Genomic DNA, 14,569 nt, shown 5'->3' on the forward strand with positions numbered 1-14,569 from the left:
AATTGTTATAATTTAAAACAAAAGTACGATTTGTGACTGTAATAAAGAAGCAGAAACACCTAATTTTAATATACGCTTAACAGTAGGTCTTAAAAACATAAAAGTCCATATTAATCAAATTATTATTTGACTAATTACAGACTTGTTATGAAGGTTTCCCTTAAGATTAATAGCATTGTAAAATTGCACAATACTGATAATTAACACAATACTTAAATTGAGTAATTTTAATTTTAAATTAGATTTTTATTAAATTTTAGCATACCCACTAACTCGCCAGTAGAAGAAATTTTTAATTTTTTTAGAATATTACGTCTGTGTGTGTCTACGGTATGTGAGCTGATATTTAATTTTTCTGAAATCTCCTTGCTTGTTAAGTTTAACACTAATAATCTAATAACATCACGCTCTCTATTACTAATAGACTCTTTTAATAATTTCTGGGAAAAGTTATTAAAATATATTGTTTCATACTCATTATTAGCATTTAGTAATTTAGCTGAAGCTGTAATTTGCATTTTTATTTTTGGGTCTAAAACCGTGTAATGCGCCAATCCAATTATTGGCTTCATGTCTAAATCAAAAGATAATGGTGTTGTATTTTGTACAATATTAACGTAAGTATCACTACCGTTTTTAAATCTGTAGTTCCAAGTATAGTTAGCCTTACTCCTGTCTGTTGGTTTAATCTCAGATAATGTAAACTCCATTAATTGGTTCATTGCACTTAACCAAACTTCGATATCCTCTGGATGAATGCGACTCCAAAAATAGCGCATCCCTTGTGTTTTTAATACGTTAGGATCTATACCTAAGCAAGAACTAAGATTTTTACTGATATACTCAAATTTTAAATCCTGTGTATTGGTTACGCAAAAAAAGGTGGAACTATAGGGTAAGTAACTATCCAATTCCATCATTTTTTTAATATGTGTTTCTAGTGACGGTTTTTCATAGGATTTAAATATATTTTTATATAGTTCCTTGATTTGTGAATACTTCATTTAAAAATTATTAATAGCGATTAATTATTAAACAAGTTATAAAAAAAATTAAATTGGTATGGCAGTAGTACTTTTTACTTCACTGATAACAAACATACTATGTGTACTTCCAATGTGGTTTATATTGGTAAGTTTTTCTACCATAAACTCCCTAAATGCTTCCATATCTTTAACCATAACTTTTAATAAGTAATCATAATCACCACTAATATGATGACATTCTAAAACCTCTGTTAAGTTGGTTACCTCCTTTTCAAACTGTACCACATATTCTTGGATGTGTTGCGATAGTTTTATATGACAAAAAGCAACAAAACTTTTTTCCACCTTTTCTTTTTTAACTAAAGCGACATATTTATTAATAACGCCATTGTTTTCAAGTTTTTTAATACGCTCAAAAACAGCAGTTACGGATAAATTTAACTTGTTAGACAACTCTTTATTAGTCTGTTTACTATCGTTTTGTAATAATTGTAGTAGTTTTTTATCAATTGCATCAAAGGTCATAATCGAAAAATTTTCAGTGGAATTAAATTAAAATCAAATATACATAATTTATTTTCTGTATAATTAACAATATTTAGTTTTAAAATCTAAATTTAACCATATCTATTGATTATTAATCTAACATCATTGATATTTGATGTAATCATTACTAAAACCAACACAAATGAAATTTAAACCAGCAGATAATATTCAAGACTTACAATATTTTGGGGAATTTGGAGGAGTAAACCCTTCAATATCAGACTCGTCTACCTACACTTTTTTAAAAGCAAAAACCATGTTTGATACTTTTGAGGGTAATACAGATGGATGCTATTTATACTCTAGACACTCTACACCTTCAAACCTTTATTTAGGTGAAGCATTAGCTGCTATGGAAGGGACAGAAAGTGCCAATGTTGCAGGATCAGGAATGGGAGCAATAACACCTACCCTATTACAACTTTGTGGTGCTGGTGATCATATAGTTTCTAGCCGAACGATTTATGGTGGTACTTACGCGTTTTTAAAGAATTTTACACCTAGAATGAATATCCAAACATCGTTTGTAGACATTACAAAATTAGACGTAGTCGAAGCTGCAATTAATAAAAACACAAAAGTTTTGTATTGCGAGTCTGTTAGTAACCCTTTATTGGAAGTTGCAGACATTAAAGGTTTAGCTGCTTTGGCTAAAAAGCACAACTTAACCTTAGTTGTGGACAATACGTTTTCACCTTTATCTATTTCGCCAGCACAATTAGGTGCAGATATAGTAATACATAGTTTGACTAAATTTATAAATGGATCTTCGGATACTATGGGTGGCGTTGTATGTGGTAGTAGTGAGTTTGTCAACTCATTAAAAAGTGTCATTGATGGTGCAAGTATGCTACTTGGTGCTTCTATGGACAGTTTACGCTCTGCTTCGATTTTAAAAAATATGAGAACACTGCATATCAGAATGAAGCAACACAGTAAAAATGCGTCTTATTTAGCCGAAAAATTTGAAGGACTAGGCATTAAAACAGTATATCCAGGATTAACTTCTCACCCATCTCATGACGTTTTTAAATCTATGATGAATGAAGCCTATGGTTTTGGAGGTATGCTTACTATTGATGCAGGATCTTTAGATAAAGCCAATGCGTTAATGGAATTAATGCAAGAAAAAAACGTAGGTTATTTAGCGGTAAGTTTAGGTTTTTATAAAACCTTATTTAGTGCTCCAGGAACCTCTACATCTTCAGAAATACCACAAGACGAACAAGCAGAAATGGGATTAAGCGAAGGTCTAATTAGATTTTCTATTGGATTGGATGACGATATAGAGCGTACTTTTAACATGATAAAAGCATGTATGATTGAAGTTGGTGTTTTACAATTAGAAACAGCATAACTTGATTAGTAATTTTTTAATAAAAGCCTGAGCAAATACAATGTTCAGGCTTTTATATTTTCATTTAAAAAAGTACAAAAATAACATGTATTAAAGCTTGTAATTATACTTCAAATTAACCTAAATTCAATGCTAAATTACCCTTTCCAAATTCACATAAATATTAATCAGAAGTTAGTAGAATAATAAATTTTGTTGCCAATTACTTTTAACTTGCTAATTTTCAGTACATAAATCCATTTGCATAACTTATTGTAAAATCGTAACATTACAACACTAAAAAAACTAACTAACATGCAAGACGACAATATTTCAGAATTTAAAGCAAACGATCAAAATATAGTTGAAAATAAAGAACTTAATTTTATTGAAGCTCTAATTCCTGTCGTGATACTTATGGCAATGTTGGCATACAACATTTTTTTGTAGAAGGTCAAGAGTGGTTTGGAACTTATACTAACCAAATTATACTGCTTTTAGGTGGTGCATCTGCAACTGTTGTAGGATTATTTAATAAAGTTTCTGTTAAACCTATGATTAAAGAAATCTGGGAAAACCTACAAAGTGTTTTTGTTCCTATTATGATTTTATTTTTAGTTGGCGCTTTAGCTGGTACTTGGTTAGTCAGTGGTGTAATTCCTGCAATGGTATATTATGGACTACAAGTGTTAAGTCCTGCTATATTTTTACCAGCTTCTGTAATTATTTGTGCTATTATATCCATAGCAACAGGAAGCTCTTGGACAACCTCTGCAACCGTTGGTATTGCTTTAATAGGTATTGGAAGCGCGTTAGGTATTAGTCCTGGTATGATTGCTGGTGCTGTAATATCTGGAGCCTATTTTGGAGATAAAATGTCTCCTTTAAGTGATACCACAAACCTAGCTCCTGCTATGGCTGGAACAGATTTATTTACACACATTAGGTACATGACCTATACAACTGTACCAACTATAATAATCACTCTAATTGCTTTTGGAATTATGAGTGCGACAATAGAAACCACAGGAAGTGCTGATATAAGTGGCTTATTAACTAGTATAGAAGGCACATTTAATATCACACCAATGTTATTTATTGTACCATTGGTTGTAATTGTTTTAATATTATTTAAAACTAAACCTTTAATCGCCTTAGTTACTGGAGTTATTCTAGCAGCTATTTTTGCTTTTATATTTCAATCAAACGTATTAAATGGATTAGCAGACTCAAACTTTACTGCCATTATAAAATCTATTTTAACAGACACGCAAATCACTACAGATAACGATAAACTTAACGACTTATTTAGTGCTGGTGGTATGCAAGGTATGCTTTGGACCATCCTATTAATTTGTTGTGCTATGGTTTTTGGAGGTATCATGGATGCAATTGGTGCATTATCTAGATTAACTAAAGCACTTTTAAAATTAGCTACTACAGTTTTTGGATTGTTTGCTAGTACTGTTATTAGTTGTTTAGGCTTAAATGCTATTGCTAGCGACCAATATTTAGCGTTAGTAATACCTGGTAAAATGTTTAAAAAAGCATATCAAGATAAAGGACTTGCGCCAGAAAACTTAAGTCGTACTTTGGAAGATTCTGGAACTGTAACCTCTGTACTTATCCCATGGAACACCTGTGGTGCATACCAATCGGGAGTTTTAGGTGTTGGTGTTGGTGAGTATTTTGTGTATGCTATTTTTAATTGGCTTAGCCCATTTACAACCTTATTTTTTGCTGCTCTTAATCTTAAAATAAGAATGCTAAAAGATAAATCATTATAAATTATACCTTTTCAAATAAACTATAATTAAAATTTATAGCCTAATAAGATTTAAAAATTTTATTAGGCTTGTTTTTTTAATATCATGCTGTACTTTTGCAAACTGTAAAAACAAAGTAATTAATTTTAAAATTTTAAACAAATGGCAATAGTAGGAAAACAGTTTCCAGATTTAAACGTAGACGCAATGAACGAGTTGGGAGATACTTTTAAAATCAACGTTCTTGAAGAAGCAAAAAACAACAATAAAAAAGTAGTTTTATTCTGGTACCCAAAAGATTTTACTTTTGTTTGTCCAACAGAATTACACGCGTTTCAAGCTGCTCAAGAAGAGTTTGCTAAAAGAAACACAATCGTTATTGGTGCATCATGTGACACTCCAGAAGTACACTTTGCATGGTTAAGCCAATCTAAAGATAATGGTGGTATCGAAGGTGTAACCTACCCAATCCTTGCAGACAGCAACCGTAACTTATCTAGCATATTAGGTATTTTAGATATCAAAAACGAAACTTACGATGAAGCTACTGGAACTGTACAAGTAGAAGGTGACAACGTAACTTACAGAGCAACTTATATTATTGATGAAGATGGTATCGTACAACACGAAAGTATCAACAACATGCCATTAGGTAGAAACGTTGGAGAATACTTACGATTAGTAGATGCTTTAACGCACGTACAAGAAAAAGGTGAAGTTTGTCCTGCAAACTGGGAAGAAGGTAAAGATGCAATGCAAGCTAACGCTAAAGGTACTGCAGCTTATTTAGCAAACCACGTAAACTAAATTATTATGTTACAAGAACTAAGTCAAGATAACTTAAGCGAAATTATAGCAAACAACGACACTGTAGTAGTGCAATATTCGGCTACATGGTGTGGTAACTGTCGTATCATGAAACCAAAAGTTAAAAAATTAGCTGGCGAGTTGGAAAATATAACGTTTGTTATCGCTGACGCGGAAAAATTTCCGGAATCAAGAACATTAGCTACTGTCGATAATTTACCAACATTCGCAACCTTTAAAGGCGGAAAATTTGTAAATCAAACACAGACTAACAAATTTGACGTTTTAAAAGAGTTAGTTGACGAAGTAGCATAACAACAAATAAGTCAGGTTGAGTATAGTCGAAGCGTAAAATACTTCGGCTATTTTCAATCGGATTAAAAAAAATAATTATCAATGAAATTACCTGTAATAAAACATTTAGCTCAATTTATAGAAGACAATGACGAGGATTACATCGTTGAAACTATTGAAACTCTAGAAGCACTAACCGAAGTACCATCTTTAAAAGATGAAGAGTTAGACGTTATTGGAGAGCTAATCTCTAACATGTATGGCGCAATTGAAGTTAATAAAATGATTAAAGATGGTACACCTAAAAAAGAGGCTGTAAACAACTTTATGAAACGTGTTTTAGGTTCTATTGATAAGTAAGCTTAAGAGAAAGAAAAAGAATTATCAAAACCACTTTATATACTAAAGTGGTTTTTTTATATCTAACAATTAATTGGTTAACCAATTTTTAGTACCTTACAAGGTATTGCAAACCTAAACAACCAATGCCATGATCAAAAATCACTTATCACAAGTATCTTACTGCTTTATAATTACTACTATATTAGTATTTAATAGCTGTAAAGACAAAATAAATAGTAAAAATCAAACTAAAACAGAGCAAACAGAAGTTTCTAAAACAGTATACGCTAGTAGTGTTATTCCGTTCTTTGACCAATGGAAACTTATTTTAGGTGATGGTTCAAATGCTGGAATAGCAACTGATTTTGAAAACAAAGATTTTTTCTACACTGCAAACGATGGAAAAGACAACTGGGTAGTATTTAAATCGCCTAATGGTGGTGATACCCACGGGACATCAAATAATACTAGAACCGAATTAGCCCAAACAAAAAAATGGTATCCAAAAACTGCCAATGATAAATTATCTGCAACATTAAAAGTAATGAATGTATCTGCAACAGGAGATGCAAATGTGGCTGCATCACACTCCGTGGTAGTTGGCCAAATACATAGTGCAGATGCTTTTGAAAACGAGCCATTAAAAATATTTTACAAAAAATACCCTGGTCAAACTAAAGGTTCTGTATTCTGGCATTACGAAATTAATACCGCAGGAGACGACAATGCAAAACGTTGGGACTACTCCTCTGCTGTTTGGGGTAATGACTTTTCTGTTGTTGGTAGTGACGCCTCTACTTTCCCTGAAGAACCAAAAGAAGGAATAGAATTAGGAGAAGAATTTAGTTACCAAATCGTAGTAAAAGATGGTATAATGAATTTAACTTTTACAAGTCCTAATCATGAAACCAAAACCTTTACAAAAAACTTAATACTCTCAGAATACACTACTAAATCAGACATACCAGAGCAAACTAAAAAATTGTTTTTTCCAATTGGACAAGATGGTGTAGAACGTCCAGAAGCCTATACAAGCGAAGGTTGTTTCTTTAAACTTGGTTGTTACAATCAGACTAACGGAAAATCTCCTGAAGTGAATAAAAACTGGTGTTCTGGTGCAGAAACACATGGTGGTGACATCCAAAAGCAATATGCGGATGGTAACTATGCCGAAGTTTGGTTTAAAACAGGAAGTATATCTGTAAGTGATACTGCTGTTTCTAACGATGGGTATTTTGCTAAAAACGATTAAAAACACTTAGTATAATATTTACCAAAACCACTTTACAAATGTAAAGTGGTTTTTAGTTTAACAGCCATAAACCAATTCAAAGTCATTTCCTATAAATTAACTTCCAATCACTCAATTTGTGTTTTTTTGCCAAATTCATCCTTAAAATCTTCGTTTTATACTAAAAAAGCCCTTTTTATTACCTAAAAAAAGGTGCATTGTGGTTCTACCTTTACACCATAATTAAAACACATATTAAAATGAAAAATAATAATGCACTCGCACAAGTTCGTGCGCTCGAAATACCATCTCGAGAAGCTATGCTAAAACGTGATACAACTGTAACTCAATTTTGGAACAATAACAGACAGCTATTGGAAGATGCATGGGTAGAATGGGAAATAGAAAACAAAGACACTTTATTAATTCCTGACGAAACATTACTAGATCCTAAATTACGCCAAGCTGTAAAGGATGCATGGGAAAACCCAGAAAAAGAAAATGTGATTGCAGATTTATGGGAAGAAATAATTCCTGATGTATATTCTATCCAATTTTTTGATGTTGAACGCTTAGCAGAATTCCGTAATTATTTAGAAGCTGTTGCAAATTCAAAAATACCTGCGCGTCCGCCTTATGGTATCCAGTTAAACCGTTATGGTTTTATGTTAGATCCACGTTCGGAAGGTCATCTTGCTGCACCAAATTTTCAAGCTTTTTATAATGACATGATGGATCGTTACATGCGTCCTATCTCGCGTTTATTGTTTGATACTTATGGATATGATAACCAAACCTTTGGATTCTCTATTCAGTACAATCCAGATAAAGACAAGGATTTACAAGCACACACAGATGCCTCTGCTGCAACCTTAAATATCAACATTAACTTACCTGATGAAAAATTTACAGGATCGGAAGTAGATTTCTTTGATAAAACGACAAAACAAACTGTACAAGCGGTTTTTGAGCCTGGTAAAGCCATAATTCATCGTGGTAATGTTCCGCATGCAACACATGCTATAAAAACAGGACAACGTAATAATTTAGTCGTTTGGCTGTATGGCGATCGTATGCAAATCCCAAGAGGTAGCACAAGCAGCTACGGTAATAGTAACGATGCAGCCGCAACTGTTAATGCACCAGAGCAAATAACTGCCCGCCAACGTTGGAGTTTGCCAGATGGCCCTAAAGATACTATTGCTCCTTTTTAAAACAGCACTTAGTATTACCCAAGTAGCTACACAGCAGACTTATTATAACATTATATTTCAAAAAAACCACTTCATTTATATCAAGTGGTTTTTTTGTTTTTATACTACAACTACCCAAAAGCAATCTGTAATCCCATTAACACAAATACAAATCCGCTTATTTTATTAAGCCAAATCCCAGAGTTTGGATTGCCTTTAATTTTAGTTGAAAACGTACTAGCAAACAAGGTCAAAATCACATACCAAATCACACCTATAATTGCAAACGTAAAACCCAATAAAACAAAAGGAACAGGATCTTCTAATTTTGAAGGTGTAATAAACTGCGGAAAAAATGCCAAAAAGAATAATGCAACTTTAGGATTTAAAGAATTTGTAAAAAACCCAGACCAAAAGTCGTTTTTAGAACTGTTTTTAGCTTTACTTACCGTATTTTCTGTAAATAAAGCAGAAGTATCCATATACTTTTTTACACCAATATAAACCAAATAAGCTGCGCCAATATACTTAATAACCATAAAGGCTATTGCAGATTTTGCAATTAAAACAGTTAAACCAATTGCAGACAAAAACGTGTGCGTTAAAACACCTGTATTAATACCCATTGCTGACACTATTCCAGATTTACGACCTTGACCAATAGATTTATTTAACACAAATACAGTATCAATTCCTGGTGTCATTACAAAAAATAAAGCGGTAACCATAAAGGTTATAAAATTCTCGATGCCTAACATACTATTTCAGTTTACGGATTATAAAAAAATGTTATACAAAGAAACCATGATAATAAGTGCTAAAAAATACATATTTTTGATTCAGTAATGCAAAAAACGCATTTGTTATGACCACACAGCAAATAAAATATTTTTTAGTTTTAGCCGAAGAGCTTCATTTTTGGAACACTGCCGAAAAAGTCTTCATCTCACAATCCTCATTAACTAGACAAATACAAGCGTTGGAAGACGAACTTGGTTTTTCACTATTCGAAAGAAATAAAAGAAACGTAAAACTAACCGATGCTGGTAAATTCCTGCAACAACATTGGAGCAAAACCATTAACGAGTTAGACCACATTTACCAACAAGCCAAAAAAATTAATCAAGGTGATGCTGGTGTGGTGTCTATCTCCTATCCTGGTTCCATCACCTTTAGTCTACTTCCTAATTTTCTAGATCTTATTAAAACCAATTTACCAGATCTTAAATTAGAATTAGCCGAACTTACCGATGAAAACCACGAAAAACTACTCCTAAATTACAAAACAGATATTGCGTTTAGTCGCGATTCTATTTCGCATATTAATATACAATCGCTTAAATTATTTACAGAGCCTATTTGCATTGCTGTTCCCAACGACCATTGGTTAAATACAGATACCATTAACACTATAGACAAACTGCAACACGAAAACTTTATACTTTCAGGTTTACACCAAACCACCTATTTTTCGTCTTTATTACGTAATTTGTTTAATCAGTATGGTTTTGAACCTAAAATTAGCATCGAATCTGATTTTGGTGGTATGATTTTAAATCTGGTGTCCAAAGGACTTGGTATTTCTATTTTACCACATTCTTTTAAATATTCAAAATTTAATAATGTGCGTTTTATAGACATCGATCAAACCATTGATTTATTTATTCATTGGCGAAAAAACGAAGTCAACAAAACCATAACTAAGGTTATAGATTGTGCTAAACAGTTGGACACAAGCGTCTATTAAACAAAAACTAATTCCTTAAAATTAAACCTTTTTTCATCTTTTAAGTCCAAATAGCGCAACCTAACTATTTTTAATTTATGAAAACCAACCATTTATTATCTTGTGGATTACTCGCTTTATTGTTTTTTGCTTCATCTTGTTCCGATTCAGATTCAGATTCAGAAGAATACATTCCTATTCCAGACAACAATACTATAACACAATTAAACCTACCTGACGCCTATTTTAACTACGCAAACATTGCATTACCTAGTTATTATACCGCTAGCGAATTCCCGCCACAATTTCAGTTTCAAGCAGTAACAGCTTATGACAATACTCCTGCAGACAACCCAATAACAGATGCAGGTGCAACCTTAGGTCGTGTTCTTTTTTATGATTAAAAATTAAGTGGTAATGGTACAGTTGCTTGTGCTTCTTGCCATCAAGCGGAACATGGTTTTTCGGATGGGAATACATTAAGTCAAGGTTTTGAAGGTGGATTAACAAGAAGACATTCCATGAGCATTGTAAATGCTAGATTTTATGCTGGCGGAAAATTCTTTTGGGACGAGCGTGCCAACACTTTAGAAGAACAAGTCTTAATGCCTTTTCAAGACGACGTAGAAATGGGTTTAACGCTTCAAGAATTAGTTAATATAACTAATAGTCAAGATTACTATCTGCAATTATTTCAGGATGCATTTGGCGATCAAACTATTACAAGCGATAAAATTTCTAAAGCCTTAGCACAATTTATACGTAGCCTAGTTAGCGTCACTTCAAAATATGATGTTGCCAGAAGCGAAGTCTCCTCTCCTATGGCTAACTTCCCGAGTTTTACAGACCAAGAAAACCAAGGTAAAACCCTATTTTATGCACCACGAACGTTAACCAATGGTGTTAGCGGAAACTGCGTTGGTTGCCACCAAACCGAAGCCTTTATTGGACCTTTTCCAAACACTAATTTTCCACTTACAACTTTTGCAACATCCAATGGTTTAGACGCTACCTCTACAACAGATTTAGGTGTTAGCGAAGCCACAGGAAACAGCAACGATATTGGTAAATTTAAATTCCCATCGTTAAAAAATATTGGTGTGCGTCCGCCTTATATGCACGACGGAAGATTTACCACTTTAATGGAAGTTGTGGAGCATTACAGTTCTGGCATTCAAAACCATCAAAATTTAATTACGCCTTTAGTAAATGATGCTGGAGAAGTTGGACAATTTAATTTTAATCAAGAAGAAAAAAATGCATTAGTCGCTTTTCTAAATACATTAACAGACAACGACATGCTTACTGATGAAAAATATAGCAATCCGTTTATAGATTAATATGAAACACCTTTTTATAATCACTATCCTATGTACACTATTTAGCTGTAGTAGCGATAATACCACTTCCGTAGAAACACAAAACCCAACAGAAAACCCAACACAAAACACACCAAATATTCTGCTTATTATTGCTGACGACTTAGGTAAAGATGCTATAAATGGTTACACGGAAGGCAGCATAAAACCCAACACACCACATATAAACGCTATCCGTAATGCAGGATTAACATTTAATAACTTTTGGTCGTATCCAACCTGCTCCCCAACCAGAGCCTCCATTTTAACTGGAAAATATGGTTACCGTACCGATGTAAAATGGGCTGGAGACGTTATTCAAAATTCCGAAACCAGTTTACAACAATACATTAACAATCAAACCAGTACCAGTTATGCCACTGCAGTTGTTGGTAAATGGCATTTGGCAGGCAACAGTAGTACTTTTAATCCCGAAATATTTGGTATCGATTATTATGCTGGATTACTTAGAGGCGAACCACAAAGTTATTACAACTGGCTCTTAACAGAAGACGGAAGCAGTACTTTACAAACCGATTATAGCACAACTGCCTTCACAGATTTATCCATAAACTGGATACAACAACAAAATAAACCTTGGTTTATGTGGTTGGCCTATAATGCACCACACACACCGTTTCATGTACCACCAAGCAACATGCATTCGCAAGGCAATCTGCCAGAATATGCTAACGGAATGGACGAAACACCCTATTACATGGCAGCTATTGAGGCTATGGATTTCCAAATTGGTCGTTTACTAGATACCTTATCGGAAACCGAAAAAGCCAATACTATTATTATTTTTATTGGAGATAATGGTACGCCAAATGAAGTCGCACAAACACCTTATTTAACCACAACTACCAAAGGAACCTTATATCAAGGCGGAATAAATGTACCGCTTTTTGTTTCTGGATATGGTGTAACCAGAACAGGAACAGATCAAAATTTAATTACTAGCACAGACCTGTTTGCAACCATTGCCCAATTAGCAGGTGTTGGAACAAGTCAAATTAACGATAGTAAAAGTTTTAAATCGTTACTGACTGAAAACACTACGATAAGAGATTTTCAATATGCTGAAAAAGACGATGGAAATGTTAATAATTGGACGATAAACAACGGAAACTTTAAGTTGATAACATACGCTAATGGCTCACAAGAATTTTACAATCTTAATAACGATCCTTACGAAAGCATTAACTTACTAAACACGACATTAACGGAAGAGCAAGCCAATGCTAAAGCCACTTTAGAAACCGAACTTAGCGTTATTAGAAACTAAATATTTAAATTAAAGTTAAAATTTTGGAATAATCATTCCAAAACGAATACCTTTGCCTTGTGAATAAAAAAGAAGCCATACTATCTGCTGCCATTACGTTACTAACTGAAAAAGGCGTACACAACACACCAATGTCTGCTATTGCTAAAGCTGCAGGAACTGGTATGGGTACTATTTACAACTATTTCCCTAACAAGGAACTTTTAATAAATACTATTTACGTTAGTATAAAACACCAAGAAAAAGAGCTATTTTCAGATTTCGATGCTAACAAATCCATTAAAACACAATTTGAAACGTATTACGCTGCTATGATCGATTTTTTTATAGCAAATCCTACCTATTTCAAATTTATGGAACAGTTGCAAGCCTCTCCTATTATTACAGAAGAGAGCAGAAACGAAGGCGGAAAATCTATTACAGAGGTCAATAAATTATTAGTAAAAGGGCAACAAGATGGCATTATTAAATCTATAAATATAGACGAATTATTAATGTTTATTGGTGGTTCTATTTTATCCTATTTACGTTGGTATTTTAGTCAAAACCATACTAAAAAAGTCACACTTAATAATCAATTGCACATGCTTTGGGATGCCATCAAAGCATAAAAAAATTTAATATTAATTTGGAATGAACATTCACTCCAATAAAACAAACATTATGAAAAGAAACGTATTAATTACAGGAACATCAACAGGAGTCGGTTTTGAAAGCGCCATCCTATTCGCAAAAAACAATTTTAAAGTCTATGCTACCATGCGAAACCTAGACAAAGCCACTGCTTTAAAAGAGCAGATAGAAAACGATAATTTAGACATCCACCTATTGCCTTTAGATGTTACAAAAACCGAAACCATAAAAGCTGCTGTAGATACCATTATTAAAAACGATGGTAAAATTGACGTGCTTTATAATAACGCTGGTGCTGGTTTTGCAAAAACAACCGAACAAGCTTCCGAAGAAGAAATTAAATGGGTAACAGATGTTAACTATTTGGGTACAGTATATTGCACAAAAGCGGTTTTACCACACATGAGAAAACAAAAATCGGGACAAATTATAAGCATTACCTCTGTTGGTGGTTTGGTTGGTCAACCATTCAATGAGCTGTATTGTGGAGCAAAATTTGCAGTAGAAGGTTTTATGGAAGGCTTAGCAACCTATGTTAGCGATCCGTTTAATATAAAAATTACCTGCTTAGAACCAGGCGGAATTTCAACCGAATTTATGACTTCTGCTATAGACAAAACAGTAACCGAAGGTCAATTTGCAACTGGCGAGTACGCTCCTATTTTTGAGGCATACATGGCTGGAAACCAACAAAGAGCTAAAGAAAGTACAACACAAGTGTACCAAACTGGTTTAGAAGTCGCAAATGTAGCTTTACAAGTTGCACAAAACGAAAACCCACCTTTACGTTTACGTACCTCAAAATGGGCTGAAGATTTTACAAATCTTAAAACAAAAGCCGATCCAGATGGTACTAAATTAGTTGCAGAAGTAAGAGCTAGTTTTTTATAATATTTTAGAAACATGAATAGGAAAACCACTTAGCGACAGCTTGGTGGTTTTTTGTTTGGAATAATCGTTGATTTTCATTCGGTTTTTGGTAACTTCGTTGGGCTATTAATTAATGTGTTGGGAAACTTCTGAAAACTTTTAGTCATATTTCAGAAACTAAATATGACTAAAT

The 14,569-nt window shown here is 33.3% G+C and carries 14 protein-coding genes and 2 pseudogenes; 13 read left to right on the forward strand and 3 right to left on the reverse strand.

What is annotated here, in order from left to right; all coding sequences use genetic code 11:
• Positions 1–233 precede the first annotated feature (233 nt).
• Complete coding sequence (locus AC0L3M_RS05345) at positions 234–1,004, reverse strand: response regulator transcription factor (protein WP_473432105.1); 771 nt, start codon at positions 1,002–1,004, stop codon at positions 234–236.
• A gap of 48 nt (positions 1,005–1,052) precedes the next feature.
• On the reverse strand, positions 1,053–1,511 hold the full coding sequence (locus AC0L3M_RS05350) for an Lrp/AsnC family transcriptional regulator (protein ID WP_028281948.1): 459 nt from the start codon (positions 1,509–1,511) through the stop codon (positions 1,053–1,055).
• Between the two features lie 163 nt (positions 1,512–1,674).
• On the opposite strand from AC0L3M_RS05350, the gene AC0L3M_RS05355 reads away from it, so the two are divergent.
• The 7 genes and pseudogenes from AC0L3M_RS05355 to AC0L3M_RS05385 all read left to right on the forward strand — a co-directional run bounded on the left by AC0L3M_RS05355 (position 1,675) and on the right by AC0L3M_RS05385 (position 8,522).
• Positions 1,675–2,889, forward strand: a complete 1,215-nt coding sequence (locus AC0L3M_RS05355; protein WP_473432106.1) for an aminotransferase class I/II-fold pyridoxal phosphate-dependent enzyme — start codon at positions 1,675–1,677, stop codon at positions 2,887–2,889.
• A gap of 294 nt (positions 2,890–3,183) precedes the next feature.
• Positions 3,184–4,655 (forward strand): annotated as a pseudogene (gene nhaC, locus AC0L3M_RS05360) (Na+/H+ antiporter NhaC).
• A gap of 141 nt (positions 4,656–4,796) precedes the next feature.
• Complete coding sequence (locus AC0L3M_RS05365) at positions 4,797–5,441, forward strand: peroxiredoxin (protein WP_339807923.1); 645 nt, start codon at positions 4,797–4,799, stop codon at positions 5,439–5,441.
• Positions 5,442–5,447: 6 nt separating this feature from the next.
• The gene (locus AC0L3M_RS05370; RefSeq protein WP_145001894.1) at positions 5,448–5,756 is read left to right on the forward strand and encodes a thioredoxin family protein; all 309 of its coding nucleotides are present in this window, start codon (positions 5,448–5,450) and stop codon (positions 5,754–5,756) included.
• Positions 5,757–5,837: 81 nt separating this feature from the next.
• Positions 5,838–6,095 (forward strand): DUF6952 family protein, encoded by a 258-nt coding sequence (locus AC0L3M_RS05375; protein WP_145001895.1) that lies wholly within the window; start codon positions 5,838–5,840, stop codon positions 6,093–6,095.
• Between the two features lie 130 nt (positions 6,096–6,225).
• Positions 6,226–7,329 (forward strand): polysaccharide lyase family 7 protein, encoded by a 1,104-nt coding sequence (locus AC0L3M_RS05380; protein ID WP_473432107.1) that lies wholly within the window; start codon positions 6,226–6,228, stop codon positions 7,327–7,329.
• 239 nt (positions 7,330–7,568) lie between these two features.
• Positions 7,569–8,522, forward strand: a complete 954-nt coding sequence (locus AC0L3M_RS05385) for a 2OG-Fe(II) oxygenase (RefSeq protein WP_473432108.1) — start codon at positions 7,569–7,571, stop codon at positions 8,520–8,522.
• Between the two features lie 110 nt (positions 8,523–8,632).
• Here the strand turns inward: AC0L3M_RS05385 and AC0L3M_RS05390 are convergent, their stop codons facing one another.
• The gene (locus tag AC0L3M_RS05390) at positions 8,633–9,259 is read right to left on the reverse strand and encodes a LysE family translocator (RefSeq protein WP_473432109.1); all 627 of its coding nucleotides are present in this window, start codon (positions 9,257–9,259) and stop codon (positions 8,633–8,635) included.
• 107 nt (positions 9,260–9,366) lie between these two features.
• Between AC0L3M_RS05390 and AC0L3M_RS05395 the strand changes: the two genes are divergently transcribed.
• The 6 genes and pseudogenes from AC0L3M_RS05395 (at position 9,367) to AC0L3M_RS05420 (ending at position 14,397) form a co-directional block, all read left to right on the forward strand.
• Positions 9,367–10,248 carry a LysR substrate-binding domain-containing protein gene (locus AC0L3M_RS05395; protein ID WP_473432110.1) on the forward strand — a complete coding sequence of 294 codons (882 nt, stop codon included), beginning with the start codon at positions 9,367–9,369 and terminating at the stop codon, positions 10,246–10,248.
• Between the two features lie 77 nt (positions 10,249–10,325).
• Complete coding sequence (locus tag AC0L3M_RS05400) at positions 10,326–10,631, forward strand: hypothetical protein (protein ID WP_473432111.1); 306 nt, start codon at positions 10,326–10,328, stop codon at positions 10,629–10,631.
• Between the two features lie 60 nt (positions 10,632–10,691).
• Positions 10,692–11,567 (forward strand): annotated as a pseudogene (locus AC0L3M_RS05405) (cytochrome-c peroxidase); the annotation flags it as partial.
• A gap of 1 nt (position 11,568) precedes the next feature.
• Entirely contained in the window at positions 11,569–12,873 is a 1,305-nt protein-coding gene (locus tag AC0L3M_RS05410; RefSeq protein WP_473432112.1) for a sulfatase-like hydrolase/transferase, read from the forward strand.
• A 59-nt stretch (positions 12,874–12,932) separates the two neighbouring features.
• Positions 12,933–13,484, forward strand: a complete 552-nt coding sequence (locus AC0L3M_RS05415; RefSeq protein ID WP_473432113.1) for a TetR/AcrR family transcriptional regulator — start codon at positions 12,933–12,935, stop codon at positions 13,482–13,484.
• A gap of 52 nt (positions 13,485–13,536) precedes the next feature.
• Positions 13,537–14,397: an SDR family oxidoreductase gene (locus tag AC0L3M_RS05420; RefSeq protein ID WP_473432114.1), complete on the forward strand. Its 861-nt coding sequence runs from the start codon at positions 13,537–13,539 to the stop codon at positions 14,395–14,397.
• The last annotated feature ends 172 nt before the right edge of the window (positions 14,398–14,569 follow it).

Source organism: Olleya sp. KJ81-1 (assembly GCF_055808135.1).